Annotated in this window: 27 protein-coding genes; 15 read left to right on the forward strand and 12 right to left on the reverse strand. The window is 34.4% G+C overall.

Going from position 1 to position 26815, the window contains the following annotated elements; translation table 11 throughout:
• The first annotated feature begins 275 nt into the window (after positions 1-275).
• The 6 genes from B6A10_RS11080 to B6A10_RS11105 are packed head-to-tail and all read left to right on the forward strand — an operon-like array spanning position 276 to position 7047.
• A complete protein-coding gene (locus B6A10_RS11080; RefSeq protein WP_055090286.1) occupies positions 276-740 on the forward strand; it encodes a MarR family winged helix-turn-helix transcriptional regulator in 465 nt (154 codons plus the stop codon).
• A 46-nt stretch (positions 741-786) separates the two neighbouring features.
• Positions 787-3177 (forward strand): 3-hydroxyacyl-CoA dehydrogenase/enoyl-CoA hydratase family protein, encoded by a 2391-nt coding sequence (locus tag B6A10_RS11085; RefSeq protein WP_188220921.1) that lies wholly within the window; start codon positions 787-789, stop codon positions 3175-3177.
• 40 nt (positions 3178-3217) lie between these two features.
• Entirely contained in the window at positions 3218-3574 is a 357-nt protein-coding gene (locus B6A10_RS11090) for a four helix bundle protein (protein WP_188220922.1), read from the forward strand.
• A 53-nt stretch (positions 3575-3627) separates the two neighbouring features.
• Complete coding sequence (locus tag B6A10_RS11095) at positions 3628-4809, forward strand: acetyl-CoA C-acyltransferase (protein ID WP_188220923.1); 1182 nt, start codon at positions 3628-3630, stop codon at positions 4807-4809.
• A gap of 44 nt (positions 4810-4853) precedes the next feature.
• Complete coding sequence (locus B6A10_RS11100) at positions 4854-5207, forward strand: four helix bundle protein (RefSeq protein WP_055090281.1); 354 nt, start codon at positions 4854-4856, stop codon at positions 5205-5207.
• 49 nt (positions 5208-5256) lie between these two features.
• Positions 5257-7047 carry an acyl-CoA dehydrogenase family protein gene (locus B6A10_RS11105; RefSeq protein WP_188220924.1) on the forward strand — a complete coding sequence of 597 codons (1791 nt, stop codon included), beginning with the start codon at positions 5257-5259 and terminating at the stop codon, positions 7045-7047.
• 71 nt (positions 7048-7118) lie between these two features.
• Here B6A10_RS11105 and B6A10_RS11110 read toward each other — a convergent pair whose 3' ends face one another.
• The gene (locus tag B6A10_RS11110) at positions 7119-7643 is read right to left on the reverse strand and encodes a DUF4251 domain-containing protein (RefSeq protein WP_188220925.1); all 525 of its coding nucleotides are present in this window, start codon (positions 7641-7643) and stop codon (positions 7119-7121) included.
• 161 nt (positions 7644-7804) lie between these two features.
• On the opposite strand from B6A10_RS11110, the gene B6A10_RS11115 reads away from it, so the two are divergent.
• The 3 genes from B6A10_RS11115 to B6A10_RS11125 all read left to right on the forward strand — a co-directional run bounded on the left by B6A10_RS11115 (position 7805) and on the right by B6A10_RS11125 (position 10251).
• Entirely contained in the window at positions 7805-8329 is a 525-nt protein-coding gene (locus B6A10_RS11115) for a hypothetical protein (protein ID WP_055090275.1), read from the forward strand.
• Positions 8330-8404: 75 nt separating this feature from the next.
• Positions 8405-8932 (forward strand): superoxide dismutase family protein, encoded by a 528-nt coding sequence (locus B6A10_RS11120; protein WP_055090347.1) that lies wholly within the window; start codon positions 8405-8407, stop codon positions 8930-8932.
• A 119-nt stretch (positions 8933-9051) separates the two neighbouring features.
• Positions 9052-10251, forward strand: coding sequence for an LETM1-related biofilm-associated protein (locus tag B6A10_RS11125; RefSeq protein WP_188220926.1), 1200 nt, complete (start codon positions 9052-9054; stop codon positions 10249-10251).
• Positions 10252-10269: 18 nt separating this feature from the next.
• Here the strand turns inward: B6A10_RS11125 and can are convergent, their stop codons facing one another.
• The 3 genes from can to B6A10_RS11140 form a co-directional block, all read right to left on the reverse strand.
• Positions 10270-10905, reverse strand: a complete 636-nt coding sequence (gene can / locus B6A10_RS11130; RefSeq protein WP_055090270.1) for a carbonate dehydratase — start codon at positions 10903-10905, stop codon at positions 10270-10272.
• Between the two features lie 63 nt (positions 10906-10968).
• Positions 10969-12606, reverse strand: coding sequence for a SulP family inorganic anion transporter (locus B6A10_RS11135; protein WP_188220927.1), 1638 nt, complete (start codon positions 12604-12606; stop codon positions 10969-10971).
• Positions 12607-12687: 81 nt separating this feature from the next.
• Positions 12688-12972, reverse strand: a complete 285-nt coding sequence (locus tag B6A10_RS11140) for a hypothetical protein (protein WP_188220928.1) — start codon at positions 12970-12972, stop codon at positions 12688-12690.
• A gap of 225 nt (positions 12973-13197) precedes the next feature.
• On the opposite strand from B6A10_RS11140, the gene B6A10_RS11145 reads away from it, so the two are divergent.
• On the forward strand, positions 13198-14139 hold the full coding sequence (locus B6A10_RS11145; protein ID WP_055090265.1) for a LysR substrate-binding domain-containing protein: 942 nt from the start codon (positions 13198-13200) through the stop codon (positions 14137-14139).
• A 34-nt stretch (positions 14140-14173) separates the two neighbouring features.
• On the opposite strand, the gene B6A10_RS11150 is transcribed toward B6A10_RS11145, so the two are convergent.
• From B6A10_RS11150 to mnmD, 3 genes are all read right to left on the reverse strand, one after another.
• Positions 14174-14374: a hypothetical protein gene (locus B6A10_RS11150; RefSeq protein ID WP_055090263.1), complete on the reverse strand. Its 201-nt coding sequence runs from the start codon at positions 14372-14374 to the stop codon at positions 14174-14176.
• A gap of 225 nt (positions 14375-14599) precedes the next feature.
• Positions 14600-14797, reverse strand: coding sequence for a hypothetical protein (locus tag B6A10_RS11155; RefSeq protein ID WP_026714080.1), 198 nt, complete (start codon positions 14795-14797; stop codon positions 14600-14602).
• 142 nt (positions 14798-14939) lie between these two features.
• Positions 14940-15599, reverse strand: a complete 660-nt coding sequence (mnmD, locus tag B6A10_RS11160; RefSeq protein WP_055090261.1) for a tRNA (5-methylaminomethyl-2-thiouridine)(34)-methyltransferase MnmD — start codon at positions 15597-15599, stop codon at positions 14940-14942.
• 289 nt (positions 15600-15888) lie between these two features.
• Here mnmD and B6A10_RS11165 point away from each other — a divergent pair, with 289 nt between their 5' ends.
• The gene (locus tag B6A10_RS11165) at positions 15889-16956 is read left to right on the forward strand and encodes a branched-chain amino acid aminotransferase (protein WP_188220929.1); all 1068 of its coding nucleotides are present in this window, start codon (positions 15889-15891) and stop codon (positions 16954-16956) included.
• Between the two features lie 551 nt (positions 16957-17507).
• Here the strand turns inward: B6A10_RS11165 and B6A10_RS11170 are convergent.
• Both B6A10_RS11170 and B6A10_RS11175 read right to left on the reverse strand, forming a co-directional pair.
• The gene (locus B6A10_RS11170) at positions 17508-18008 is read right to left on the reverse strand and encodes a hypothetical protein (protein WP_188220930.1); all 501 of its coding nucleotides are present in this window, start codon (positions 18006-18008) and stop codon (positions 17508-17510) included.
• 10 nt (positions 18009-18018) lie between these two features.
• Positions 18019-18783, reverse strand: a complete 765-nt coding sequence (locus tag B6A10_RS11175) for an MBL fold metallo-hydrolase (protein ID WP_188220931.1) — start codon at positions 18781-18783, stop codon at positions 18019-18021.
• Between the two features lie 102 nt (positions 18784-18885).
• Here B6A10_RS11175 and B6A10_RS11180 point away from each other — a divergent pair, with 102 nt between their 5' ends.
• Both B6A10_RS11180 and B6A10_RS11185 read left to right on the forward strand, forming a co-directional pair.
• A complete protein-coding gene (locus B6A10_RS11180; protein WP_055090254.1) occupies positions 18886-20340 on the forward strand; it encodes a TonB-dependent receptor in 1455 nt (484 codons plus the stop codon).
• Between the two features lie 248 nt (positions 20341-20588).
• A complete protein-coding gene (locus tag B6A10_RS11185; RefSeq protein ID WP_188220932.1) occupies positions 20589-21446 on the forward strand; it encodes a hypothetical protein in 858 nt (285 codons plus the stop codon).
• Between the two features lie 185 nt (positions 21447-21631).
• Here B6A10_RS11185 and bcp read toward each other — a convergent pair whose 3' ends face one another.
• The gene (bcp, locus tag B6A10_RS11190; protein WP_055090252.1) at positions 21632-22084 is read right to left on the reverse strand and encodes a thioredoxin-dependent thiol peroxidase; all 453 of its coding nucleotides are present in this window, start codon (positions 22082-22084) and stop codon (positions 21632-21634) included.
• A 112-nt stretch (positions 22085-22196) separates the two neighbouring features.
• On the opposite strand from bcp, the gene B6A10_RS11195 reads away from it, so the two are divergent.
• Positions 22197-22844 (forward strand): endonuclease III domain-containing protein, encoded by a 648-nt coding sequence (locus B6A10_RS11195; protein WP_055090250.1) that lies wholly within the window; start codon positions 22197-22199, stop codon positions 22842-22844.
• Between the two features lie 56 nt (positions 22845-22900).
• Here the strand turns inward: B6A10_RS11195 and B6A10_RS11200 are convergent, their stop codons facing one another.
• A complete protein-coding gene (locus tag B6A10_RS11200) occupies positions 22901-23044 on the reverse strand; it encodes a hypothetical protein (protein ID WP_169736897.1) in 144 nt (47 codons plus the stop codon).
• A gap of 54 nt (positions 23045-23098) precedes the next feature.
• A complete protein-coding gene (locus B6A10_RS11205; RefSeq protein ID WP_026714071.1) occupies positions 23099-23683 on the reverse strand; it encodes an RNA polymerase sigma factor in 585 nt (194 codons plus the stop codon).
• A 314-nt stretch (positions 23684-23997) separates the two neighbouring features.
• Here B6A10_RS11205 and uvrA point away from each other — a divergent pair, with 314 nt between their 5' ends.
• On the forward strand, positions 23998-26805 hold the full coding sequence (uvrA, locus tag B6A10_RS11210; protein ID WP_188220933.1) for an excinuclease ABC subunit UvrA: 2808 nt from the start codon (positions 23998-24000) through the stop codon (positions 26803-26805).
• Positions 26806-26815: the final 10 nt, after the last annotated feature.

Raw genomic sequence — 26815 nt, forward strand, 5'->3', positions numbered from 1 at the left:
ATCAGTTGTAAATCAACGACTAAACATACGAAATAACTTATGTTAAACCAAATATAAAGCACAAAAAAAACCGCCTCAGTTTTGAGACGGCTTCTTTTTTTTGCTTCATGTTTTTTATTTAACAAAAAAATAGCGCTTTTTTGTTATGCATGCATACTATTTTTTAGTATATTTGAAACAAGCGATATAATCATATCATAATTTTTAACCTAAAATAAAACAATTATGATAAAATATCTACTCTGATTTTGCTATAAATATAATACGCATGCCCTATGAAAAATAAAACCATAGATTATGTTTTAAGAGCAACCTGGCAGGCTATTTCCAGAATGTACAATGAAGAAGCGAGCAAATACGGAGCTACTATGGCAACAGGATTTGCATTATTGAGTATTGATAAGGAAAAAGGAACACCTTCAACAACTTTAGGTCCTAAAATGGGAATAGAAGCCACGAGTTTAACCCGCACCTTGAAATCCATGGAAGAAAAAGGATTAATTCTTAAAAAGAAAAATCCAAATGACGGACGCGGCGTTCTGATTTACCTTACAGATTATGGCAAAGAAAAAAGAGCCTTATCTAAAAACACCGTTATTCAATTTAACGAAAGCATAAAAAAACATATTTCTGATGAAAAATGGGAAAACTTCATCGAAGTTGCCGAAACCATCAATCAGTTAATTCAGGAAAAAAAAATATTTAATTCCGCCGAAAACAATGAAAATGAAATTAGTTGATTTTGAATAAAACAAAATCAACTTCAATATAAAATAGTAACAAACTATGAAACGTACCATTAAAAAAGTTGCCGTAATTGGTTCCGGAATCATGGGTTCCGGAATTGCCTGCCACTTCGCTAACATTGGAGTAGAAGTTTTGCTTTTGGATATTATCCCAAAAGAACCAACTGAAGCCGAGACCAAAAAAGGTCTTAGCTTGGAAAGTAAAGTGGTAAGAAACCGAATTGTCAATGAACATTTGACCAATGCTTTAAAATCGAATCCCTCTCCTATTTACAGTGCTAAATTTGCCAGCCGAATCTCGACCGGAAATACAACCGACGATATGGCAAAAATTGCCGGAGCAGATTGGATTATCGAAGTAGTTGTGGAGCGTTTGGATATCAAAAAAATGGTTTTCGAACAAATTGATCAATTCCGAACTCCGGGAACTTTGGTAACTTCTAATACTTCCGGTATTCCGATTCATTTTATGAGTGAAGGTCGTTCGGAAGATTTCCAAAAGCATTTTTGCGGAACACACTTTTTTAATCCAGCGCGTTACTTAAAGTTACTCGAAATTATTCCGGGACCGAAAACTTCGGGCGAAGTATTAGCCTTCCTGAATAATTACGGAGAACAATTTTTAGGTAAAACTTCAGTGGTTGCCAAAGATACTCCTGCCTTTATCGGAAACCGAATTGGAGTTTTTGGGATTCAAAGTTTGTTTCATTTGGTAAAAGAAATGAACCTTACCATCGAAGAAGTAGATAAATTAACCGGACCTGTTATTGGTCGTCCCAAGTCGGCAACTTTCAGAACCGTTGACGTGGTTGGTTTGGATACTTTGGTTCACGTAGCCAATGGTATTTATGAAAATTGTCCGGATGATGAGGCACATGATTTATTCCAACTTCCTGAGTTCATCAGCAAAATGGTGGAGAATAAATGGTTTGGAAGCAAAACAGGACAGGGATTTTATAAAAAAGTAGACAAAGACATTCTTTCTTTAGACTTAAACACCTTAGAATACAGAGCGGCTAAGAAGGCTTCGTTTGCAACTTTAGAATTGACAAAAACTATCGATAAACCTATTGATCGTTTTAAAGTTTTAATTAAAGGAACTGACAAGGCAGGAGAATTTTATAGAAAAAGCTTCGCCGCCTTATTTGCTTATGTATCCAATAGAATTCCTGAAATATCCGACGAATTATACAAAATTGACGATGCCATGAAAGCCGGTTTTGGCTGGGAAAATGGACCATTCGAAATTTGGGATGCCATCGGTGTTGAAAAAGGTATCGAATTAATAAAAGCCGAAAATCTTACCCCTGCTTCCTGGGTAAATGAAATGTTAGCTTCCGGAAACAGCAGTTTTTATACTGTAAAAGAAGGAGCTACTTATTTCTATGATATTGCCAAAAAATCTGAGGAAAAAGTACCCGGTCAGGATGCTTTTATCTTTTTGAATAATATTCGCCAAAGCAAAAAAATATGGAGCAATAGCGGTGCTATTATTGAAGATTTAGGAGATGGTATTTTGAATATCGAATTCAAATCGAAGATGAACACTATTGGCAGCGATGTTTTACAGGCTATCAACAAAGGAATTGATTTAGCCGAAAAAGAATATGAAGGTTTGGTCATAGGAAATCAGGCTGCGAATTTTTCGGTGGGAGCCAATTTGGGAATGATTTTTATGATGGCAGTCGAACAGGAATATGACGAATTGAATTTTTCTATAAAATATTTCCAGGATACCATGATGCGCGTGCGTTATTCATCCATTCCGGTGATTGTCGCACCGCACGGAATGACTTTTGGTGGTGGCTGCGAAATGAGTTTACACGCCGATAAAGTGGTTGCTGCTGCCGAAACCTATATGGGATTGGTGGAATTTGGAGTTGGAGTGATTCCCGGTGGTGGCGGTTCGAAAGAAATGACCTTACGTGCTTCTGATTTATTCCGTAAAAACGATGTGGAATTAAACACTTTACAGGAATATTTCTTGACAATTGCTATGGCTAAGGTTTCAACTTCTGGTTACGAAGCTTATGACAGCGGTTTATTACAACACGGTAAAGACATCATCGTGGTAAACAAAGACCGCCAGATTGCCGAAGCCAAAAAACATGCTTTGTTAATGGCGGAAGCTGGTTATACACAGCCTATTCGTCGCAATGATATCAAAGTTTTAGGTAAACAAGCCTTGGGAATGTTCTTAGTAGGAACCGACCAAATGGTAGCCGGAAATTATATTTCGGATCACGATAAAAAAATTGCCAACAAACTGGCTTATGTAATGGCCGGCGGTGATTTATCCGAACCTACATTGGTATCCGAACAATATTTATTGGACTTAGAAAGAGAAGCTTTTTTAAGTTTATGTACGGAGAAAAAAACGATGGAAAGAATCCAATATATGTTGAAAGTGGGGAAACCTTTGAGAAACTAATTTTTTGAGTATTAAGTAATAAGAATCAAGTATTAAGACTATGCATCAATTTGAAAAATTAAAAATTTGGCAAAAAGCAATAGACATTACTGTAGATGTTTATAAAGTCACTTCGGAATTACCTTCTGATGAAAAATTCAACTTAACACATCAAATTAAAAAATGTGCTGTTTCAATTCCTTCGAATATTGCAGAAGGATCTGGTCGTAATTCTAATAATGAATTTACTCATTTCTTAGGAATTGCAAATGGTTCAACTTATGAACTCATTACTCAATTAATAATTTCAAAACGTTTGAATTTATTAGGTGAAGAAAAAGTTTCTCCAATAATAAACGAATTAGTAGAAGTAAGCAATATGAATTTTGCACTTCAAAAATCACTAAAAAAACAATAACAATATCAATTGGAAGTCTTAATACTTAATACTCCAATCTTAATACAAAATATATGAAAACAGCCTATATCGTAAAAGCATACCGAACAGCCGTTGGGAAAGCCCCAAAAGGATTGTTCCGATTTAAAAGACCAGATGAGTTAGCTGCCGAAACCATTCAACACATGATGAATGAATTGCCGGATTTTGACAAAAAACGCATAGATGATGTTATGGTAGGAAATGCCATGCCGGAAGCAGAACAAGGATTGAATTTTGGTCGCTTAATTTCCTTAATGGGATTAGAAATCAATGATGTTCCGGGAGTTACCGTGAATCGCTATTGTGCTTCCGGATTAGAAACTATTGGAATGGCAACTGCCCGAATTCAGTCAGGAATGGCCGATTGCATTATTGCCGGTGGAGCCGAAAGCATGAGTTTTATACCAATGGGAGGCTATCGTCCTACTCCCGATTATGCGGTTGCAAAAGCCGGACACGAAGATTATTATTGGGGAATGGGCTTAACTGCTGAAGCCGTGGCTAAACAATTCAATATTTCGCGTGAAGATCAGGATTTATTTGCTTTTAATTCACATCAAAAAGCTTTAAAAGCACAAACCGAAGGTAAATTTGACAAACAAATCGTTCCTATCAACATTGAGCAGACTTTTATTAATGCCAATGGCAAAAAAGAAACCAAATCTTACCTCATAAACAAAGACGAAGGTCCCAGAGCTGATACTTCGCTGGAAGCATTAGCCAGATTAAAACCCGTTTTCGCAGCTAACGGAACAGTAACTGCCGGAACCTCATCGCAAATGAGTGACGGAGCTGCTTTTGTACTCATAATGAGCGAAGAATTGGTAAAAGAACTAAACTTAACTCCAATAGCGCGATTAGTCAACTATGCTTCTGCCGGAGTGGAACCCAGAATTATGGGAATTGGTCCTGTAAAAGCAATCCCAAAAGCCGTAAAACAAGCCGGATTACAATTGAAAGACATTGATTTAATTGAACTCAACGAGGCTTTTGCTTCACAATCCTTAGCCGTAATCCGGGAATTAGATTTAAACCCTGATATTGTAAATGTAAACGGTGGTGCAATCGCTTTAGGACATCCGTTGGGTTGTACAGGAGCAAAATTGTCCGTTCAATTGTTTGACGAAATGAAACTTCGAGGCAGTAAATACGGCATGGTAACTATGTGTGTAGGAACCGGACAAGGAGCAGCGGGGATTTTTGAGTTGCTTTAGAAAGAAAATAGAATACAGAGAATAGAAAATAGACGAAACTTAGAATGATAAGACACAACTATAAAAACTTGAAAATTTGGCAACTTGGAATAGAGATTGCAAATGACATTTCTGATATTCTTTTAGAATTTCCCAAACATGAAAGATATGATTTAAGCTCTCAATTAAGCCGATGTTCCGTTTCAATACCTAGTAATATTGCTGAAGGCTCGGCCAGAACGGATAAATCTTTTAGTCATTTTATAGATGTTTCTCTAGGTTCTTCATTTGAATTAAATACTCAATTAATAGTCGCAAAGCATCGAAAATACATTAACGATATAACTTTTAACCTACTAGAAACTAAAATAGAAGAATTTCAACGAATGACAATGTCATTCCAAAATAACCTCAAGTAGGTCTATTTTCTATTCTCTCTATTCTATTTTCTAATTAAAAAATAAAACCATGGACGACAAAACAAGAGGAGGACAATTCCTCGTAAAAGAAACAAAATGTGACGATATTTTTATCCCGGAAGATTTTTCGGAGGAACAAAAAATGATGCGCGATATGGTCAAAGAGTTTGTTGACAAAGAACTTTGGCCAAACAAAATGCGTTTTGAAAACAAAGACTACGCCTTTACCATTGAATGCATGCACAAAGCTGCCGAATTAGGACTTTTGAGTATTTCGGTACCGGAAGCCTATGGCGGAATGGGAATGGGATTTGTAGATACGGTTCTCGTTTGTGATTACATTTCGGGAGCTACGGGTTCGTTTTCGAGTGCTTTTGGAGCACACACGGGAATTGGAACACTACCAATCACTTTATACGGAACTGAAGAACAAAAACAAAAATACGTTCCTAAACTCGCATCAGGAGAATGGTTTGGTGCTTACTGCTTAACGGAACCAGGTGCAGGAAGTGATGCTAATTCCGGAAAAACAAAAGCGGTTTTATCCGAAGACGGAACGCATTATAAAATTACCGGACAAAAAATGTGGATTACCAATGCCGGATTTTGTTCGCTTTTCATTGTCTTTGCCCGAATTGAAGACGATAAAAACATCACCGGATTTATTGTTGAAAACGACCCAAATAACGGAATTACTACAAATGAAGAAGAACACAAATTAGGAATTCGCGCTTCATCAACAAGACAGGTGTTTTTTAATGAGACCAAAGTTCCGGTAGAAAACATGCTTTCGGAGCGTGGAAACGGTTTTAAAATTGCTATGAATGCGCTAAATGTTGGTCGTATCAAATTGGCCGCTGCCTGTTTAGATTCGCAACGAAGAATTATTTCTAATGCGGCTAAATATTCGAATGAAAGAATCCAATTCAATGTTCCTATTTCGAAATTTGGCGCCATTCGATACAAATTAGCCGAAATGGCAACCAGCTGCTATGCCGGAGAAAGTGCTGTTTACAGAGCTGCTAAAAGTATCGAAGAACGTGTTACGATTCGTGAAAACGAAGGAGCATCTCATCAGGAAGCCGAATTGAAAGGCGTGGAAGAATTTGCTATCGAATGCGCTATTTTGAAAGTAGCCGTATCCGAAGATATTCAGAATTGTTCCGATGAAGGAATCCAAATTTTAGGTGGAATGGGATTTTCCGAAGACACTCCGATGGAAAGTGCCTGGCGTGATGCCCGAATTACCCGAATTTACGAAGGAACTAACGAAATTAACCGCATGTTATCCGTAGGAATGCTTATCAAAAAAGCCATGAAAGGTCATGTGGATTTACTAGGTCCGGCTTCAAAAGTACAGGAAGATTTAATGAGTATTCCTTCTTTCGAAACTCCGGATTATTCTGAATTATTTGCTGAGGAAAAAGAAATGATTAGCAAATTGAAAAAAGCCTTTTTAATGGTTGCCGGTGGCGCTGTTCAAAAATACGGTCCGGATTTAGACGAACACCAACAATTATTAATTGCTTCAGCTGATATTTTAATCGAAATTTATATGGCCGAATCTACTATATTAAGAACTGAAAAGTTGGCTAAAAAAGTAGGCGAAGCCAATATTAAAGAACAAATTGCGATGGCAAAATTATATTTGTACAAAGCGGTTGATATTATTACCCAAAAAGGAAAAGAAAGTATCATCTCTTTTGCCGAAGGCGATGAACAACGCATGATGCTTATGGGATTAAGACGTTATACTAAATATACCAATATGCCAAATATTGTAGAAATCAGACGTACCATCAGCGCCAAAATTATTGCCGAGAACAAATATTGTTTTTAGCCAATAACTCCTATAAAAAAACCAAACGTCCCGAAATTTTCGGGACGTTTTTGTTTATGGAATTTCAAAAATTACGGCTTTTTCTCTTCCTTTATTGTAGAGATAGCCCCGAAATAATTAATCGGACTTCTGTTATTACTAGTAACCGATAAAGTCGCACTCCCATCAAAACCAACAGAAAGACCTAAATTAAAAAAATCCTGCTGTCCCTTAACCACAACATCTACCTGATACCCTTTTCTGTTTTTCTTCACGGTAAATCTTTCTGGTTTCCCTTCAAATTTCAAACCTGTATCACTTCCTGCATATGCTAATCCGCTAAAACCTCTCCCAAAATAAGGCATCTCACTTTTTACAAAATCAGGTTTAAATTTTATAAAATTGGGATTCGTTGTCAAATCAACAAAATTAAATATTTGTGAACTCAAATTTTGAGCAACAAATTCGAATTCTCGGGCATCAATTAATTTTTCAATTTCTTTTTCTTTTTCCTGTCTTCGCTCTATTCTCAATTGTTTTTTGGTCTTTTCCTGTGCAAATCCCACAAAAACATTACAACAAAGTAGTAATAAAAGGACTATTCTTAAGCTTTTCATAACTTTTATATTTTAATTTTTAAACAAACAAAACTCTGGAAAACAACAATTTAATATTCTCTAAAATTAAGACAATAAACATTGTGTTTTAATAAATTATTCTTCTTTTGAAATCACAAAAATTGTTCCTATTTTAGATAAAAAACAATAAATCACTACATATGAAAATACTAGGAATCGGTTCCCGAATTACACATCCCGAATACGGAAAAGGAGTCATCACGAATGTTTCTTCTAAAGAGTACTGGGTCACTTTTATTGAAAATGGCTTAGAAACAATTCCCTTAAACGATACTTTTGAAATTATCGAAGCTGCCGAAAACGAAGTCGATACAGTAAGCTTTTCAGATGTTGAAACGACTCTGAAAAATTTACTCAGAAAATGGGCTGATGTCTCTGAAATTGTCCCAATTGGAGATAAATGGAAAGGTGGAAAAATCATTTTAGAACCCGGACAGGTTAATTTGGCGTCTAAAGAAATGCCTATTGACACTTTTTTTCATAAGATTGTGATGGTACGTGACCGTTTAAGAGTTATGGAACAAAAAATCAATTCCAGCAATCTGGAAGAAATTGAAAAAGTAGAACTTCAACAATACATCACCCGCATTTATGGCAGTTTGACTTCTTTTAATGTGCTGTTTAAATCACCAAATCATAATTTTGTAGGAGAAAAATCAAAATAGAAAACCCGAATTATCTTTGATTATCGCGGCTTTTTATAGTATTTTTATGGTTTGAAAACCTTATTTAAAAAAATCATGAAAAAATTTATTGTCCTTACACTAGCAATCAGTTCGGTTTTAATTGGATGTAAACCTCAAAATAAATCGGCTGATACCAAGAAAATCAATATTGCATTTGAAGCTAAGAGTAACAGTAAAGTTTCCGGAACAGCTACTTTTATAGAAAAAAATGGAAAAGTAACTTTTGAAGCCAAATTATCCGGATTAAAACCGGGAGTTCACGCCATCCATATCCATGAAAAATCCGATTGTTCAGCTCCAGACGGAAGTTCGGCAGGAGGACACTGGAATCCAACATTTAAAAAACACGGAAAATGGGGCGTTGGCGAATATCATAAAGGAGATATTGGAAATTTCACCGCAGATGCTAACGGAAATGGTTCTATAAAAATAACTACAGATGAATGGTGCATTGGTTGCGGCGATCAAACTAAAGACATTTTAGGAAAAGGACTAATTGTTCATGAAGGCACCGATGATTTCACCTCTCAACCTGCCGGAAATGCAGGTGCCAGAGTAGCCTGTTCAGCGATAATCAAATAGAAATTTTTCTATATAAATTTCAAAACCGTCTTAATTTAACAAATTTGAGACGGTTTTTTTATTTTTATATAACATCAAAAGTATAAAAAAACATAGCTTTGTAACCTCAAAGCAAGACTATGATTAACCCTTCTGCATCTGGTTGGATCGATAAATTCTTTCTCAAACAAGAATTCGGAAAACAACATCTTTTTCCGGACACCGATTCTTTCTATAAAAAGACAAGAGCTACCGGTTTTATCTATGGTCATATTATTTCTTTTGAAACTCCTGTATTTATTGACACTAAAGGATGGGTTCAAAATGAGATCCCAAAGGTTTCTTTACTAAACACACTCTTCGGAATTTACGGCTTAATCACTCAGGATACTGATTCCGATACTTTTATAAAAAAAGCCTTAGACTTTTACGACGATATGCATCCGCAGGGTTTTGATTTATTTAAGAAAATATTACCTAATGGAGCTCCTTCATTAAATCTGGAGAAAATTATTGATACCCGCGTTCAGACAAATGTTGATATTATCAACAAAAATTTCTCGCATATTGTTACCAATGCGCTACTTTTCATGGATATTTTAGCTTTTAGGCAATACTTAATTCATGGAAAAATACCGGAAAAATATCTAAAAAAAATTGAGGAAGCCGTTATTAGCGTTGTTTCGTTAGCTTTAAAAATTAAAACCACTAAATCTAATTACGACGATTTATTAATCAAACTTTTCGAAGCTTCTGTTCGTTACAGTAAATTTTCTAAAATTGGTGCTCAAAATCTGGAAGAACTCAATCTGGATTATTTTAGCTCTGACTTAGAAAAATACTATTTGACGGATATGGCCGGAATGGCATTATGGAGTGACGGCGAAATTGAAAATGAAGAAATTTATTTTCTGCACAAACTAGCTCAAAATCTGAAAATTTCAGCTGATTTTGTGACTGAAAGCATTCAAAACACCGATGCTTTTATCACAAAATACAAAGCAGAGATTCCTTATTTTAATTATTCCAATCCGGTAAAACATTTTTACGACCAAACAACTCAAAGTGTTATCACGCTTATTACGCGCAATAAAAACAGGCTGCTTAAAGAAATCATTCAAAGTAAAGAGTTAATGGTTTTACTGGCTTATTCTACGCGCAGGGATTTGAGCGAAAAGGAAAAAAAGAAAGTAAAAAAACAGCTGTTGGATATTTGTAAAACAATACCGTCCCTAACTATTTTTTTACTTCCGGGCGGAAGTTTATTACTTCCAATTCTGATTAAATTTATCCCGAAGTTAATGCCTTCAGCCTTTAATGAAAATCTGGATAACGAATAAAACTAAGCTTTTAACATTTTAAAAACTTAACTGATAGACTTCGTCTAATTCCTGATTGGAGCTCATATTAACATCTAAATCGGTAACAAAACCGGAATTCAATCCGTAAACCCAACCGTGTAAGGTTAAATCCTGCTCTTTTTTCCAGGCGTTTTGTACTATAGACGTTTTAGCCAAATCAAAAACCTGTTCTTTCACATTAATTTCTACAAAAGTATTAAAGCGATCCGTTTCATTAAAAATAGAATCCAGATACACACTATGCAAACGATACACATCTTTAATATGCCTAATCCAGTTATCGATAATCCCAATAGATTGATTGCCCATAGCAGCTTTGATTCCTCCGCAGCCGTAATGCCCGCAAACAATAACGTGTTTTACTTTTAACACATTCACGGCATAATCCAAAACACTCAGCATATTCATATCCGAATGAACCACCATATTGGCAATATTCCGATGTACAAATACCTCACCCGGTTTAGCACCGATAATTTCATTTGCCGGAACCCGACTATCAGAACAGCCAATCCATAACAAAGGCGGAGTTTGTCCTTTTGCTAAATCTGCGAAATAATTCGGGTCTTTTTCCAATGCTTTTTCAACCCATTCTTTATTATTGTCTAATATTTTTTTATAAAAATCGTCCATTGTATTTTATTTTCTAATTAACTGATTTAAACTTTTGTTACTTCTTTTGACAAATTACATTTTTTAAAAAATTTCCTTTTGAACCATTCTTCTTTTAGCCACATCATAATAATGCTCAATGGAAACATGGTTTGGAACTTCGGCAGTATTTTCCAACTGATAGGCCTCTTTAAAACCTTTCAGTTTTACTTTAATATTTTCATCCACAGCTCTTGTTGTTTTAAATTCTTTAATTAAATCCAAAATATCATGAGCAATATAAACGGTATCATGAGCACTAATAATCACTTTTGAATTTTCCGGAATAGCTTTTAAAGTACTCTTAATAGCCGCTTTATTTAAAAAGGAAACTTCCTGTGCCAAATCGATATGAATAATATCTCCATCCACATATTCTTCTTTTTTAAAGGTATAAGCTCTTTTTAAATTTCCTCTCAAAACAAAAACAATACTAATAGCAATTCCCAGCATAACTCCTTTTAACAAATCGGTGGCAACCACAGCAACCATAGTTGCAATGAAAGGAACAAACTGATATTTACCTTTTACTAAAAAGTGTCGAATCTTAGCAGGATTGGCTAATTTATAACCTATTAAAATCAAAATTGTAGCCAGTGTAGCGAGTGGAATTTTATTTAAAATCACCGGAATAATCAGTACACTCAGCAATAACATAAAACCATGAATAATAGTCGACATTTTAGATTTGGCTCCCGCATTAGCATTAGCCGATGAACGTACCACCACAGAAGTCATAGGCAAACCACCAATCAAAGAACTGATTATATTTCCAATCCCCTGTGCTTTTAACTCCACATTCGTATTTGTATATCTTTTTTGAGGATCCAGTCTGTCCGAAGCTTCAATACACAACAAGGTCTCAATCGAAGCCACAATAGCAATCGTCAATCCGATTGTCCATACTTTAGGATTGGTAAATCCTGAAAAATCAGGCGTTACAATTATTGCTTTAAAATCATCGACAGAAGTAGGTACAGGTAAGGAAACCAAATGACTTTGTGCAATAACCAGTGAACTTCCGGTAGTAATAAAAATTTCATTAATTATAATTCCCGAAATTACAGCGATCAAAGCTCCGGGAATTAATTTAATTTTTTTCAAAAAAGAGACTCTTTCCCAGGAAATAAGAATTACCAAAGAAACCAAAGTTACGATAATAGCACCCGGCTGAAAATAATTCAACATCTTAACCAAAGACGAAAAAGTATTATCGCCATCAATTTGAAAAAAAGCCTGATCTCCTTCAAAATCGGCATCATACCCAAAGGCATGCGGCAATTGTTTCAGAATAATAATGATTCCAATTCCGGCAAGCATTCCTTCAATAACATTGGTTGGAAAATAATTAGAGATCGTTCCTGCTTTTAAAAAGCCTAAAAGCAACTGAAAAACACCAGCTAAAAGAACCGCCGTCAAAAAAACATCAAAAGCTCCTAAATCAGAAATCGCTGTTAAAACAATAGCTGTTAATCCTGCTGCAGGTCCCGTAACACTAATATGAGACTGGCTCAAATATCCGACAATTATTCCTCCTACAATACCCGTAATAATTCCGGAAAACAAAGGTGCACCCGAAGCCATTGCAATTCCTAAACACAAAGGCAAAGCCACCAAAAAAACCACTAAACCGGACGCAAAATCCGTTTTAAGGTTGGCAAAAAGATTAATTTTTCTTGTCATAATACAATTATTAAATGATACCTAAATCCTGACAGCATTTTAAACACTATCAAAAACTACTCAAATCTCAACTAAAATGTATTATGCCAAATCGGGCGGAGGCGACACTATTTTTTTAGAAACGTTGTCATGTTTAGACTGGTTTTCGAAATGAATTAAAGTTCTTTTTATAGACTCTTTAAATTCAAAAGTAGCCGGAGAAGCTACAAAATAAACCAGATTCTTAACTTCTTTTTTTACCTGCTCTTCTTCCGAAACGTTAAAAAATATAGACGTGTCAGCAGATTTTTCTATCAACTTTACAATCGTAGGAGTTGCCAGAAAACCTATAAAAAGAATTAAAAAAAAGCGAGCGATTATTTTCATAATAATAAAATTAACAAAAAACAATCAACAAAAAATAAAAAAAGTAGTTAAATAAATATTTTTTATCTAACTACTTCAATAATTTACCCGCATATTCCTTAACGGCTATTCTTCCAGCCATGCGCGTATCATCCAGATGGTTTTCCAAATATATTTCGAAAAAGACCAAAAACCACTATAAATTAAATTGATTGTTTTTATATTTGTATCAAAATCATCTATTTTATGACCATCACACAACTTAAATATGTTTTAGCTGTTGCCGAACATAAAAATTTCACTTTAGCGGCCGAAAAATGTTTCGTTACTCAACCGACATTGAGTATGCAAATTCAAAAAATTGAAGAAGAACTAAACATTCAAATTTTTGACCGAACTAAAAAACCCATCCAGCTAACCGATATAGGTCAAAAAATTGTTTCTCAGGCCAAAAACATTGTTAACGAAGCCGACAGAATTCAGGACATTGTTGAGCAACAAAAAGGATACATCGGAGGGGAATTCCGATTGGGAATAATCCCAACGATTATGCCTACTTTATTACCCATGTTTTTGAATAATTTCATCAAAAAACATCCGAAAGTAAAACTCATTATCGAAGAATTAAACACCGAAGAAATTATTACCAAACTCAACAACGGACACTTGGACGCTGCCATTGCTGCTACACCTTTGTTAGAAGAAAAAATTAAAGAAATTGTTTTATACTTCGAACCCTTTGTTGCTTATATTCCGGAAAGTCATCATAATTTTCAAAAAAAGGAAATTGAAATAGAAGATTTAAATATTGATGAAATTTTACTTTTACAGGATGGTCATTGTTTTAGAGACGGAATTTTAAATCTTTGTAAAAACAGTTCCAAAAATGAAGGAAATGCTTTCCAAATAGAAAGCGGAAGTTTTGAAACCTTAATAAAACTGGCCGACGAAGGTTTAGGAACCACTCTTTTACCTTATTTGCATACTTTGGATTTAAAAGAATCAGACAAACTTAAACTTCGTCATTTTGTGGAACCTAAACCAGCTAGAGAAGTGAGTTTAATTTTTCCAAAAAGTGAATTAAAAATTCAAATTATTGAAGCCTTACGAAGCACTATTGCCGGAGTAATTAAAGGCGCTATTGTTTTTCAAAATGTACAAATCATTAGTCCACTTCAAAAAAAATAGAGTCAGATTTCAATAATCTGACTCCACTTTTTAATTAATTTCTTTCTACTAAGATAAGACAATGTTGTAATTCAGGCTTTTCTTTAGTGTAATACAAAAGCCAATTCCTTAGGTGTTCCATCTCGTGAGGCAATAAATTCCTAACGGCTTTTTTAAGTTCTTTTACAAATAAATCAGGAGCAAAACTTACTCTCTCCAGTATTGATTTGGTATAATCATATATTAATCTAGGCATAATATTGGGGTTTAAAGTTATCTAATTAAGTAATGTAATTTACTAAAAAGTAACGATAAGCCACTAGACTGAAAGCGTTAAAAAACACCTAAAAATACCGACAATACTTTAAAACATTTAGAAAAATTTAACCTGCTTTAATCTTTTAAAAGAAAGCACTATCCAAAATAAAAAACGCAACATTAAGACATAAAAAAAAGGAATCAGTTACGATTCCTTTTTTCTTTAAATATTCACTATCATTAATGACGGTTTCAACTCTGGTTTCTCTATTATAAAAGATACTAGCCACTCTTTTAACTGCTCTAATTCGTATGGCAGAAGGGTTTTTACAGCTTTTTCTAATTCTTTACTAAAAAGGACTAAATCAAAACTTACTCTTTCTAATATCGATTTTGTATAATCAAACATGACTTTTGACATAATAGATCAACAATTTTAAGGTTAAACAAAATTTAAAGGCTATGTAAAATTATAAATTTTAAAAACACATTTCATATCTTAAACGATAATTTGTCAACATTATTACAAACAATTTAAGCCAAAATTTTCATAAAAATATTTTTTACTTAAAAGCTCTGAACATTTCTCTTTTTCCCGGAGGCCCTTCTAACTTCTCAACTCTAAACCCAACCTCAATCATACTTCTTTTAACTACTCCCCTTGCGGCATAAGTGACTAAAACTCCATTTTCCTTGAGAGCATCATACATTTTCTTAAATATTAAAGTACTCCATAATTCCGGCTGGACTCTGTAACCAAAAGCATCAAAATAAATCAGATCAAACTGCGCCACATCATCAATATCCTGAAAAAATTGCTGTCTTTTAACTATCGTAAAATTATCGCTTAATTTTATTTTCTCATTCCAATTAGACTCGTGCATTTTCTCAAAAACCTGCTGTTGCTCTTCAGCTTCCAATTCGGCTACATAATTCATTTCTAAAATTTCCTTTGCAGCCACAGGATAAGCTTCAACTCCTACGTAATCAACACTCTGATTCATTTTTTGCGCTTCCAAAAAACTAATAAAGGCATTTAATCCGGTACCAAAACCTATTTCTAAAATAGCGACTTTTTGTTCCGAAAATAATGCCAATCCGTTTTTTATAAAAACATGTTTAGCCTCCTGAATGGCTCCGTGTTTCGAATGATAACTCTCATTCCATTCTTCTAAATGAATGGTTGTCGAGCCGTCCTGAGTCTTTATTACTTCTCTTTTCAACTTATTATTTTAATATTTTATCAAATTGCAACCCAAAATTACTCAAAAAACCAAATACAAAACCTCAAAAAAGATTGATTTATTGCATATTTCATATAAAAAATTATTATTTTTTTCTTTTTTTTTGAACATTACAGAAATCTTATTCATTAGCAACAATTATTAAAATTATAGCAAGCTTTTCACTCATTTTTATTTAATTTTGCATAAAACAAAGTTTAGTTTATCATATAACAGATTTTTATACTTAAGCTTAATTATTTATTCAAAAAACAAAAAACTTATTATTATGAGTACAGCTCAAGCCAACAAAATTGAAATTATAAAAGCCCCTAATACAAAAATTAACGAAGTAGATTTTGAAAATTTAAATTTTGGTTCTGTTTTTACTGATCACTTATTTGAATGCGATTTTAAAAACGGAGAATGGCAAAACCCTACTATTAAACCTTACGCTCCATTTATGATGGATCCTTCGTCAAGAGTTTTCCACTACGGGCAAGCTATTTTTGAAGGAATGAAAGCCTATAAAGATGATAATAATGACATTTGGTTATTCAGACCGGACGAAAATATCAAGCGTTTTAACAGTTCAGCTGTTAGAATGGCAATGCCTGAAATTTCTGAATCTTTATTCATGGAAGGACTCAGTCAATTATTAAAATTAGACGAAGCCTGGATTAAAAAAGGTTTAGGAAACAGCCTTTATATCAGACCGTTTATGATTGCAACCGGTTTTGGTGTAGTTGCCAATCCATCTAATGAATACAAATTCATGATTATTTTATCGCCTGCAAAAGCTTATTATTCAGGCGAAGTAAAAGTTCTTATCGCTGAGCATTACAGCAGAGCGGCTAATGGTGGTATTGGTGCTGCTAAAACTGCCGGAAACTATGCCGGACAATTCTACCCAACAAGTTTAGCGAATAAAGAAGGATTCCAACAAATCATCTGGACTGACGATGCTACGCATACTAAACTTGAAGAAGCCGGAACGATGAACGTGTTCTTTAGATTCAATGACACTTTAGTAACAGCGCCAACCAGCGAAAGAATTTTAGATGGTGTAACCAGAAAAAGTCTTATCGACATGGCAAAAAGAGAAGGAATTGCAATCGAAGAAAGACCTGTCTTGGTTTCTGAATTAATCGAAGGCATTAAAAACAGAAATTTGAAAGAAATCTTCGGAGCCGGAACTGCTGCCGTAGTAAGCCCTATAAAAGGATTTGCTTACAAAGACGAATATTTTGAATTACCAAAAATTAAAGATTCAGTTGCTTTACAATTAAAAGAAAAGCTAACAAATATCCAACATAAATTAGCCGAAGACACATTTGGCTGGACTGTAAAAATGTAATTACTGCATTTTCAACTTAATAAAAAAAGATAATGTGGTCAAAAATAGTGGGTAAAATTTTATTTTAGATTGATTATTTTCAAAATCAAATCGAAAAGAAAATTGACTCTACTTAAGAGCAATCAATCAACAATAGATTGATGTACATACGAAAAATGAGGGCAGTTTATTCTGCCCTTTTTTATACATTTTTTGGTGTACCTAATAGCTAAAAAAACTAAGTCTAAGTTTGGTTTTATAATACAGATACCACTTAAGGAAGTTCTTTCTGTTTGCCAGATTAACCTCTGCGAATATTAAGATTTCCTTTTAAATGGCAAAAAAAAACGTTTCCAACGAATTTGGGAATTTTTACCATCCTCATAATTATAACATATTAAGGCAAAGCCTTCTTATTACAGTAAATAATCTGCGCGAACCACTTTATTTTTTTAAACATATAAGTCATTAAAGCGTCTTTGACACTTACAAATTAGCCTATATAAGAGTTTATCCAAAAAACACTTCAATTTAGATTATTAGAAAACTTATATGACTTATATATTTAAAAATTACTTCGCATACAACAAAGACTGGATCACTTCAAATGAAATGCTTTCGTCCTCATTTACAAAATATTTCAATAACACTTCTCCCCACATATTTCCGTCACTAAAATCAGCAATAATCCAGCGGTGATTCAACACTTTTACTTTGTTAATCACAAATTTATTTGCGCCTATCTGATCCTGTCCTACATACGGATTCCCTTTAGGATTTGCATTATAATCCATTAATTTTTCGGTTACTACCGGAATTAACTTTTCATACGCAATTGTTTTATTGGCTACAGCCGAATCAAAATAATTTTGGGCATTTTCATTTTTTTCTAACGAAAAATAATTCGCGTCATTCAATTTATTCGTTAATGAATTCAAACTATCTTTCAGTCTTTTAGTGGTTCTTTGATAGCGTTCTTGTTCAAATTTCACTTCATTACTCAAAAAAGAGTAGGTAAAAACATTCACTAAAACCAATAAAATAAAGGCATAGAGTAAAAATGATCTTTTCATTGTTTAAATATTACAGGGTGATTTCTAAATTATCATAAGCCAGAAAAACATTTTCCGGCAGTTTTTGTTGTACTTCTTCATGAAAGCCCATGATGTGACTAATATGCGTCAAATAAGCCTTTTCCGGTTTTACTAAAGCAATAAAAGCCAAAGCTTCTTCCAAATTAAAATGGGAAAAATGCGGTTCTTCACGCAAGGCATTCACTACCAAAACTTTCAGATTCTTCAGCTTATCAATTTCAACGTCTTCAATGGTTTTGACATCCGTCAAATAAGCAAAATCATCTATACGATACCCAAAAACCTGCAAATCGCCATGCATCACATTAACCGGAATCGCCGTTTTATCTCCAATAGCAAAAGACTCATTATTGACTATTTCAATCGTTTTGACCGAAGGAGCTCCCGGATATTTATTAACCGTTTCAAAAACATAACCAAAACGGTTTTTCATATCCTTCAAAACCCTTTGGTGCGCATAAATAGGCATTTCGCCCTGACGAAAATTAAACGGTCGGATATCATCTAAACCGGCAGTATGATCGGCATGTTCATGGGTAAAAATAATTCCGTCCACTTTATGACAGTTGGAAGTCAGCATTTGTTGTCTAAAATCAGGACCACAATCAATTACATAAGCATAATCATCCCAACGAATTAATACCGAAACCCGTAGTCTTTTGTCTTTACTGTCTGTACTTTTGCACACAGGATGGTCGCTACCGATAACCGGAATACCCTGAGAAGTGCCTGTACCTAAAAAATATACCTTCAAATCCTAATTTTTTCACAAAAATAGGATTATTTCTGTTTTATTAGCCTGGCTATTTAATTAACTTTGTAACATCAGGCAAATACATAAAAATTAAACAAAAAAATGAGTAGCGAAATAAAACTAAAAGGAGACAGAGTCATAGCACAAGTCCCTTCGATAAAAGACAAGGCACTACGTATCAATTTAAATGAAAATATTTATGGAACATTTGCCGAGATTGGCGCAGGACAGGAAACAGTAAGACACTTTTTCAGAGCCGGTGGTTCGTCGGGAACAATTGCAAAAGCCATGTCGGCTTACGATAAGGATTTTAGTGATGCAGTTTACGGAAGCGAAAAAGACGGACGCTATGTAACCGAAAACCGACTGAAGAAAATGCTGTCGCACGAAGTAAGCCTTATCGAAAAACGACTGAGTCGCGACAAACATCCGAACAAAATGTTTTTCAGCTACGCCAATACGGTAGCCACAATCGACTTCGCCAAACAATTCAAAGGGCATGGTTGGGTAGGAATCAGTTATCAGATTGATCCTAACGAAGATTATAACGAAATCATTCTTCACATTCGTTTTAAAGAAACCGATGCCAAACTACAACAGGAAACACTGGGAATCCTTGGAGTAAACCTTATCTATGGCGCTTTCTACAAATACAACGACCCTAAAAAATTACTGCGTTATTTATACGACCATTTAGACAAAGACCAACTGGAAATTGACACCATCAATTTTTCCGGACCGCGATTTGCCGATGTGGACAACCGTTTAATCAGTTTGCAATTGGTAAAAAATGGCATGACCGATGCAGTAATGTTCAATCCGAAAGGAAAAAATATTCTTCCTGCTGCCGTTTTATACAAGAAAAATATTCTGGCTTTAAGAGGAAGTTTTCGTCCGGTTACTAAGGTAAATATGGACATGTATGAGAAATCGTTGAAAATGTTTCTAGAAGAAAATAAGGTTGACAAAGAAAACACCTTGGTGATTTTTGAAATCACCTTGTCTAACTTACGTTCAGACGGAGAAATCGACGAACGTGATTTTATGGATCGTGCCGAATTACTTTGTTCCCTGGGACAAACGGTAATGATTTCTAATTTCCAGGAATATTATAAAGTAGTAGAATATTTTGCCAATTATACCAAAGCCCGTATGGGACTGGCAATGGGAGTAAACAACTTAGTCGATATTTTTGACGAGAAATACTACCGTCATTTAAGTGGTGGAATTTTGGAAGCTTTTGGAAAATTATTCTTCCGTGATATGAAAGTATTGTTGTATCCAATGCTGGATGAAAACGGAGAAGTAACCACTTCCGAGAACCTGAAAGTGCATCCGCGAATGAAAGAACTGTACAAATTCTTCAAGTTCAACGGAAAAGTAATCGATGTGGAAGATTACAACCCGGAAAACCTGAAAATATTCTCCCGTGAGGTATTGAAAATGATTAACAACGGAATACCAGGATGGGAACCAATGCTGCCTGCCGGTGTTGCCGAAATCATTAAAGAGAAAAAACTTTTTGGCTACGACCCTAATAAGGTTTTAGCGGAATAATATTTATTTCAATTTATCAAAACGCCGCAAGTGATTGTGGCGTTTTTTCATTAATGAAGATTATAGTATATTCTTGAAATAAAAATCTTATTTTTGAAATAACGAAATTTTATTTAGAATGATAAAGCTAATTTTATCAAACTTATAATAATGTTGCTTGACAAAAAGCAAACACAAATCACATTATGATATTGAAATAATCATTATTTTAAATTCTATAAATAACTACTCCCTTTTTTATTTAGCAAATGAATATTACAACAATTACTATTGACAATATATATTTCATAACTATTATTGCTCTTTTAACCTTATGGTTAACAATGGTGACTACAAAAGGAGGACTAACAGATCATAGACATAAAAATTGGTGGAAAAAAATAACAAAAAGAGGCTGGATTGCTATTTCAATCGGCTCAGGCATAGCTATTGTTTTGACACTACAGGAAATAAATAACCGTAGAGTTACTGACTACAAAGACAAAATATTAGCATCAGAACAAAATTCCAGAGATAGTATTATAACAAAAGGTATTGAAAGTTCTACACAAAAACTTTTTGATAACTTATCAATTGCTTTTAAAAAACAAGGACTGCAATATGATACGATTAAAAACCAAGTATTAAAATTAAAGGATTCAATTAAAACTACTATAATAAATGGAGAACCACCATTAATTTCTTTAACAAATTTACAAATAAAAGATAGCACACACTTTATAGATAAAACCTATAAAGTTCAATACACTATAATTTCACATGATGCTGTAAGTTTCAATATTAATTTTATGTTTGACATCTTTGCTTTTACACCTAATGGAAACATATTAACTATAAAAAAAAATATAAATATATTCTATAAAGGTCAAACTATTGCAAAAGAGGAATCACTTTATAATAGCTTGGAAATCCCAAAAGACACTTCTTTCTATTCGCTTTATGCATTTAGATTAAAAGGATATTATAAAAAAAGTGACAGCACAAAAATCAAAATTGATAAATTTTATCTTCTACGCCCTCGCACAAAAAAAAATTATTTTCAATTACCTGTACAAATACACGAAAATTTATTAAGATCATATTTGTTTAAAAATAAAATGAATTAAAAATTCCGATTGTAATCCGTGCCCGCAACAATAATAAAAAAGCTTTTTTTTATCGAAATTCACTATGAGATTCCTCATTCTTCGGAATGACAAAAATGAACATACTTTTTTCCCAGCAAACTAATAAAAATATTCACACAATCATATAAACCAAAAACGCCACAATCACTTGTGGCGTTTCAATTTTATTTCAAAATCTGAGCAGCATGCTCTTTGGTTTTGACATTTTCAATCACCTCATCGATGATTCCGTTTTCGTCGATTACAAAAGTCGTGCGGTGAATGCCATCGTATTCACGTCCCATGAATTTCTTAGGTCCCCAAACTCCAAAAGCATTAATCACTTCTTTTTCTTCATCAGCCAATAACGGAAAAGGAAATTCGTATTTATCTTTGAATTTGGCTTGCGCTTTTGCTGAATCGGCACTAACACCTAAAAGCGCATAATTATTCGCCTGAAAACGTTCAAAATTATCTCTTAAATCACAGGCTTCAGCAGTACATCCCGGCGTACTGGCTTTTGGATAAAAGAAAACGACTAATTTTTTGCCTTTGTAATCTTCTAATTGATGCGGTTTCCCGTCCTGATCCACTCCAAAAAAATCGGGAGCCTTATCGCCTTTTTTTAATGTTATCATAATTATTTATATTTAAACGCAAAGTGCACTAAGCATTCGCAAAGTTCACTAAGACTTGTTTTTCTTAATTGATATTTTTTATATTATTTTTACAAGATATAAATTTACAATAATGACCAAACAAGAACGGGTAACATTTGTTATAAATACGTTAAAAGAGCTTTATCCTACTATCCCAATTCCTTTAGACCATAAAGACCCTTATACTTTACTGATTGCGGTTTTACTTTCGGCGCAATGTACCGATGTACGTGTCAATCAAATAACCCCTTTACTTTTTGCGAAAGCGGACAATCCGTATGACATGGTTAAAATGTCGGTAGAAGAAATCAAGGAAATCATTCGTCCTTGTGGTTTATCCCCCATGAAATCAAAAGGAATTTATGGTCTATCACAAATATTAATCGAAAAACACAACGGAGAAGTTCCGCAAAATTTTGAAGATTTAGAAGCTTTACCGGCTGTGGGGCACAAAACCGCCAGTGTGGTGATGTCGCAGGCTTTTGGCGTTCCGGCTTTTCCGGTGGACACACACATTCATCGCCTGATGTACCGCTGGAATTTATCCAATGGAAAAAGTGTGGTTCAAACCGAAAAAGATGCCAAACGCTTATTCCCGGAAGAATTGTGGAACGATTTGCATTTGCAGATTATTTGGTACGGAAGAGAATATTCACCGGCAAGAGGTTTGGATTTGGAAAAAGATATTATCACCAAAACCATTGGAAGAAAAACAAATTTAGATGGCTATAAAAAGTAAATCTCACTGATTTTTTAACAAGCAGTGAGATTTACCAAACAGCCAAATTGGCTTAACTAGTTTGTAATAATTTCAAAACTATTATCCGCTACCTTAATGATATAAAGCGCCTTGGAATAATTTAACAGAAAAGAAATCACTTCTTTTTTAGGTTTCATCTGCGTAGGAACTAGATTTTTCTTAGAGTAAAGTTTTGCCATGTTGTTCTTTTAATATATTGTTAGAATACAACGTGACAATTATTAGAATATTGCTTAATTCGTCAAAATAATTTGATGCTTGTCAATTACTTTTCTCAAATTCATCAAAGCATAACGCATTCTCCCTAAAGAAGTATTGATACTTACACCTGTAATTTCTGAAATCTCTTTAAAACTCATGTCTTTATACATCCGCATGATCAGCACTTCTTTCTGATCTTCGGGAAGTTCTTCAATGAGTTTTCGGATATCCAATTCAACCTGATCAGCAATCAGTTTATTTTCAATGGTTAAAGAATCATCGGTTATAATCGAAAAAACCGAAAATTCTTCTGTTTCCCGATACAATGGCATTTTCTTGTTTTTTCTAAAATAATCAATCACCAGATTATGTGCAATGCGCATTACCCAAGGAAGAAATTTTCCTTCTTCGTTATACGAATTAGATTTTAAGGTATTGATTACTTTTATAAAGGTGTCCTGAAAAATATCATTAGAAACATCCCTGTCGGATACTTTCGAATATATAAAACCGTAAATTTTGGATTCGTGTCGTTTGATTAAGGTAGCTAAGGCGTCTTCGTTACCTGCCACATAATCCTGTACCAACAAGGCGTCTGGAATTTGAATATTAGCTATCATAGTAATACTTTTTAGTAAGAGTTAATAGGGTATTATTTTTCTAAAAAGTAGTTTTTTACTATAGGCGCTTTTATTTTTTTATGAATTGTTTTTCAAATTTAACAAATAATTATTTTGCTCAGCAAATAAATTTGACAAAAATTAAACCAAAAACAATGTTTTACAATATTTTACAAAATCTCATTATTATTTTACATTATTTCAACTTAATTTTTTAAAAACCAAAGCCTTACCACTTTTAGCTATAGGATTGCATTCTATTCAATTCTCAGTTATAAAATGTTTACTTTTGTACAAATTTTATTTTTTCTATGAAAGTTGACTTTTCTAAAATAGATCCTAAGAAAAACATCATCATCAAAGGGGCTCAGGTCCATAATTTAAAAAATCTTGACGTTGTAATACCACGAAATAAATTAGTGGTAATTACAGGACTTTCGGGTTCCGGAAAATCCAGTTTGGCTTTTGACACTTTGTATGCCGAAGGACAACGCCGTTATGTAGAAAGCTTGTCTTCCTATGCCCGACAATTCTTAGGTCGTTTAGACAAACCCAAAGTAGAATACATCAAAGGAATTGCTCCGGCAATTGCTATTGAGCAAAAAGTAAACACGACCAATGCGCGTTCTACCGTGGGAACTTCGACTGAAATTTACGACTACATGAAATTGTTGTATGCCCGAATTGGCCGAACTTTTTCGCCAATTTCCGGTCGTGAAGTCAAAAAAAATACGGTTACTGATGTTATCAATGATGTAAAAAATCTGGAACTTAACAGTCGATGGTTACTCCTTGCTCCTATTCATCTGGAAGAAGGACGTCAGTTAGAAAACAAATTAAAAGCGCTGCTTCAACAAGGATTTTCCAGAATATTAGTCAATAACGAAACCGTTCGCTTAGACGAATTTTCGACTTCGCTGGAAGTAACCGAAAAACACAATTATGATCACAAAGACATTCTTTTAATTGTAGATCGAATTGTGGTAAAAGACGAAGAAGAATTCTACAACCGCCTTGCCGATGCCGTACAAACTGCCTTTTACGAAGGCAAAGGAATTTGTTACCTGCAGGAACACAATTCAGAAAAACGTTTGGATTACTCCAATAATTTCGAACTGGACGGTATTAGTTTTTTAGAACCAAACGTACATTTATTCAGTTTCAACAATCCTTACGGTGCCTGCCCTAGTTGTGAAGGTTATGGAAACATCATTGGCATTGATGCCGAACTGGTTATTCCAAATACCAGTTTGTCAATTTACGAAAATGCTATTTTCCCTTGGCGTGGGGAAAGCATGAGTTGGTACCGCGACCAATTGGTCAATTCGGCTTATAAATTTGACTTTCCAATTCACAAGCCTTACTTTCAGTTAACCGAAGCGCAAAAAGAGCTAATCTGGATCGGAAACTCTTATTTCCAGGGATTGAACGACTTTTTTCAGGAATTGGAAGAGAAAAATTATAAAATTCAAAATCGTGTGATGCTTTCGCGTTATCGAGGAAAAACTAAATGCCAAGCTTGTAAAGGTAAACGCCTGCGTCCGGAAGCTTCTTATATTAAAATCAATGAAAAAACAGTTTCTGATTTAGTGGATTTGCCAATCAGACACTTGGTAGATTTTTTCAAAAACTTAGAGTTAAATTCATACGAAAGCCAAATTGCCAAAAGATTATTGGTTGAAATCAACAATCGTTTATCCTTTTTGAGCGAAGTAGGCTTGGATTATTTAACGCTGAATCGAAATTCCGCCACACTTTCCGGAGGTGAATCACAGCGAATTAATTTAGCAACTTCTCTGGGAAGCAGCTTAGTTGGCTCCATGTATATTTTAGACGAACCGAGCATTGGTTTGCATCCAAAAGACAGCGAACGACTGATAAAAGTATTGTTGTCGTTACGTGATTTAGGAAATACCGTAATTGTGGTGGAACATGATGAAGACATTATGAAAGCCGCCGATATGATTATCGATATTGGTCCCGAAGCCGGAAGTTTTGGGGGAAAACTGGTCGCTCAGGGGAATTTTGACGAAATTCTAAACTCCAGTTCTTTAACGGCTAAATATCTAAACGGAAATTTAGAAATTACAGTTCCTAAAAAACGTCGTGCTTTTAAAAATTTTGTAGAAATTAAAGGTGCGAGGGAAAACAACCTGCAAAATATTGATGTCAAATTCCCGCTGGATGTACTTACGGTCATCACAGGTGTTTCGGGAAGCGGAAAAAGTACCTTAGTTAAAAAAATCCTGTTTCCGGCGATGCAAAAAAAATTGGATCATACAGGTGACAAAGCCGGACAATTTACCGAAATCACAGGTTCATTTTCTCATATCAAGCACATCGAATATGTGGACCAAAACCCGATTGGGAGAAGTTCGCGTTCTAATCCTGTGACGTACATCAAAGCTTATGACGACATCCGAGATTTATTTGCTAAAGAAAAACTCTCTAAACTCAGAGGTTATCAACCCAAACATTTTTCTTTCAACGTTGACGGAGGTCGTTGTGAAACTTGTAGTGGCGAAGGGACCATTAATGTAGAAATGGTATTTATGGCCGATGTGCAATTGCCTTGCGAAACCTGCAACGGCAAACGATTCAAGAAAGAAATCTTAGAAGTAGCTTTTGAAGGCAAAAATATCAACGACATCCTGACGATGACTATTGATGATGCCGTTGCTTTTTTTGAAACGAGTAAACAAGCCAAAATCACACAAAAACTAAAACCCTTGCAGGATGTAGGTTTAGGTTATGTACAGTTAGGACAATCGTCTTCTACTCTTTCGGGCGGGGAAGCCCAACGTATCAAACTGGCTTCTTTCCTGGTAAAAGGTGCCGCCAAAGAAAAAGCTTTATTTGTTTTTGACGAACCAACAACCGGTTTGCATTTTCACGATATTAAAAAACTACTGGCTTCTTTTGATGCTTTAATTGAAAAAGGACATTCTTTATTAGTCATCGAACACAATCTCGACCTGATTAAATGTGCCGACTGGATTATTGATTTAGGCCCTGAAGGTGGCGAAAATGGCGGACAATTATTAGCCGAAGGCACTCCGGAAGAAATTGTTAAAAGTAAAAAATCAATAACGGCTAAATACCTTAAAGAAAAGCTGTAAAAAAAGAACC

This window comes from Flavobacterium pokkalii, from assembly GCF_014596575.1.
Taxonomy (GTDB): Bacteria; Bacteroidota; Bacteroidia; order Flavobacteriales; family Flavobacteriaceae; genus Flavobacterium; species Flavobacterium pokkalii.

Bases quoted from the DNA above. Each gene is read 5' to 3' on its own strand.
- B6A10_RS11080 (WP_055090286.1), top strand. From the start codon at position 276: ATGAAAAATAAAACCATAGATTATGTTTTAAGAGCAACCTGGCAGGCT.
- B6A10_RS11085 (WP_188220921.1), top strand. From the start codon at position 787: ATGAAACGTACCATTAAAAAAGTTGCCGTAATTGGTTCCGGAATCATG.
- B6A10_RS11090 (WP_188220922.1), top strand. From the start codon at position 3,218: ATGCATCAATTTGAAAAATTAAAAATTTGGCAAAAAGCAATAGACATT.
- B6A10_RS11095 (WP_188220923.1), top strand. From the start codon at position 3,628: ATGAAAACAGCCTATATCGTAAAAGCATACCGAACAGCCGTTGGGAAA.
- B6A10_RS11100 (WP_055090281.1), top strand. From the start codon at position 4,854: ATGATAAGACACAACTATAAAAACTTGAAAATTTGGCAACTTGGAATA.
- B6A10_RS11105 (WP_188220924.1), top strand. From the start codon at position 5,257: ATGGACGACAAAACAAGAGGAGGACAATTCCTCGTAAAAGAAACAAAA.
- B6A10_RS11110 (WP_188220925.1), bottom strand. From the start codon at position 7,643: ATGAAAAGCTTAAGAATAGTCCTTTTATTACTACTTTGTTGTAATGTT.
- B6A10_RS11115 (WP_055090275.1), top strand. From the start codon at position 7,805: ATGAAAATACTAGGAATCGGTTCCCGAATTACACATCCCGAATACGGA.
- B6A10_RS11120 (WP_055090347.1), top strand. From the start codon at position 8,405: ATGAAAAAATTTATTGTCCTTACACTAGCAATCAGTTCGGTTTTAATT.
- B6A10_RS11125 (WP_188220926.1), top strand. From the start codon at position 9,052: ATGATTAACCCTTCTGCATCTGGTTGGATCGATAAATTCTTTCTCAAA.
- can (WP_055090270.1), bottom strand. From the start codon at position 10,905: ATGGACGATTTTTATAAAAAAATATTAGACAATAATAAAGAATGGGTT.
- B6A10_RS11135 (WP_188220927.1), bottom strand. From the start codon at position 12,606: ATGACAAGAAAAATTAATCTTTTTGCCAACCTTAAAACGGATTTTGCG.
- B6A10_RS11140 (WP_188220928.1), bottom strand. From the start codon at position 12,972: ATGAAAATAATCGCTCGCTTTTTTTTAATTCTTTTTATAGGTTTTCTG.
- B6A10_RS11145 (WP_055090265.1), top strand. From the start codon at position 13,198: ATGACCATCACACAACTTAAATATGTTTTAGCTGTTGCCGAACATAAA.
- B6A10_RS11150 (WP_055090263.1), bottom strand. From the start codon at position 14,374: ATGCCTAGATTAATATATGATTATACCAAATCAATACTGGAGAGAGTA.
- B6A10_RS11155 (WP_026714080.1), bottom strand. From the start codon at position 14,797: ATGTCAAAAGTCATGTTTGATTATACAAAATCGATATTAGAAAGAGTA.
- B6A10_RS11165 (WP_188220929.1), top strand. From the start codon at position 15,889: ATGAGTACAGCTCAAGCCAACAAAATTGAAATTATAAAAGCCCCTAAT.
- B6A10_RS11170 (WP_188220930.1), bottom strand. From the start codon at position 18,008: ATGAAAAGATCATTTTTACTCTATGCCTTTATTTTATTGGTTTTAGTG.
- B6A10_RS11180 (WP_055090254.1), top strand. From the start codon at position 18,886: ATGAGTAGCGAAATAAAACTAAAAGGAGACAGAGTCATAGCACAAGTC.
- B6A10_RS11185 (WP_188220932.1), top strand. From the start codon at position 20,589: ATGAATATTACAACAATTACTATTGACAATATATATTTCATAACTATT.
- bcp (WP_055090252.1), bottom strand. From the start codon at position 22,084: ATGATAACATTAAAAAAAGGCGATAAGGCTCCCGATTTTTTTGGAGTG.
- B6A10_RS11195 (WP_055090250.1), top strand. From the start codon at position 22,197: ATGACCAAACAAGAACGGGTAACATTTGTTATAAATACGTTAAAAGAG.
- B6A10_RS11200 (WP_169736897.1), bottom strand. From the start codon at position 23,044: ATGGCAAAACTTTACTCTAAGAAAAATCTAGTTCCTACGCAGATGAAA.
- uvrA (WP_188220933.1), top strand. From the start codon at position 23,998: ATGAAAGTTGACTTTTCTAAAATAGATCCTAAGAAAAACATCATCATC.